1 protein-coding gene is annotated in these 1,455 nt (G+C 45.6%); it reads left to right on the forward strand.

The genetic code is table 11. The features are described from left to right. The first annotated feature begins 50 nt into the window (after positions 1 to 50). A protein-coding gene (locus tag ACOTXF_RS23730; protein ID WP_085949440.1) for an IS3-like element ISKpn8 family transposase occupies positions 51 to 1,420 on the forward strand; the annotation gives its coding sequence in 2 pieces (ribosomal slippage) (positions 51 to 531 and positions 531 to 1,420; 1,371 coding nt in all). Positions 1,421 to 1,455: the final 35 nt, after the last annotated feature.

Raw genomic sequence — 1,455 nt, forward strand, 5'->3', positions numbered from 1 at the left:
ACCTGTACTGCACCCATTTTGTTGGACGATGAAATGGAATAGTCCCTGATATGTCAAAGCCAAAATACCCCTTCGAAAAGCGCCTTGAAGTCGTGAATCACTACTTCACAACTGATGATGGTTACAGGATCATCTCTGCACGTTTTGGTGTGCCTCGAACACAGGTCAGGACGTGGGTTGCCCTCTATGAAAAACATGGAGAAAAAGGTTTAATTCCCAAACCTAAAGGCGTTAGTGCTGATCCAGAGTTGCGCATTAAGGTCGTGAAAGCCGTGACCGAGCAGCAGATGTCCCTCAATCAGGCTGCTGCTCACTTTATGCTTGCTGGTAGTGGTTCTGTAGCCAAGTGGCTGAAAGTCTATGAGGAGCACGGAGAAGCTGGTTTACGCGCACTCAAGATCGGCACCAAAAGAAACATTACAATGTCAGTTGATCCAGAAAAAGCGGCGTTAGCATTGGAGCTGTCGAAAGACCGACGTATTGAGGATCTTGAAAGACAAGTTCGATTCCTTGAAATGCGGCTTACGTATCTAAAAAAGCTGAAAGCCTTAGCTCATCCCGCGAAAAAGTGAAAGTACTCAACGAGCTAAGGCAGTTTTACCCTCTTGATGAGCTTCTCAAGGCAGCGGAGATACCGCGCAGTACGTTTTATTACCATCTAAAGGCTCTCAGCAAGCCTGATAAGTATGCGGATGTTAAAAAGCGTATTGGTGAGATTTATCACGAGAATAAAGGTCGTTACGGATACCGTAGGGTAACGTTGTCTCTCCATCGAGACGGGGAACGGATTAACCATAAAGCCGTTCAGCGCCTGATGGGAACCCTCTCGCTTAAGGCAGCGATTAAGGTCAAGCGATACAGCTCCTACAGAGGAGAGGTAGGGCAAACCGCCCCCAATGTTCTCCAAAGGGATTTCAAGGCTACACGGCCAAACGAGAAGTGGGTTACCGACGTTACTGAATTTGCAGTCAATGGGCGAAAGCTGTATTTGTCTCCAGTAATAGATCTCTTCAACAACGAAGTTATTTCTTACAGCCTGTCGGAAAGACCTGTGATGAACATGGTCGAGAATATGCTCGATCAGGCATTCAAAAAGCTTAAGCCTCACGAGCATCCTATTCTGCACTCTGACCAGGGATGGCAGTATCGTATGAGAAGGTATCAAAACATCCTTAAAGAACAAGGCATTACACAGAGCATGTCCAGAAAAGGCAATTGTCTGGATAATGCAGTCGTGGAATGTTTCTTTGGAACCTTAAAGTCGGAGTGTTTTTATCTTGACGAGTTCAGTAATATAAGCGAACTGAAGGATGCTGTTACGGAATATATTGACTACTACAACAGCAGAAGAATTAGCCTGAAATTAAAAGGTCTGAGTCCAATTGAATATCGAACCCAGACCTATGTGCCTCGTGTTTAACTGTCCAACTTTTTGGGGTCAGTACAACCCGAGGC

This window comes from Enterobacter cloacae complex sp. IR53041, assembly GCF_049238285.1.
GTDB classification, from domain to species: Bacteria; Pseudomonadota; Gammaproteobacteria; order Enterobacterales; family Enterobacteriaceae; genus Enterobacter; species Enterobacter roggenkampii.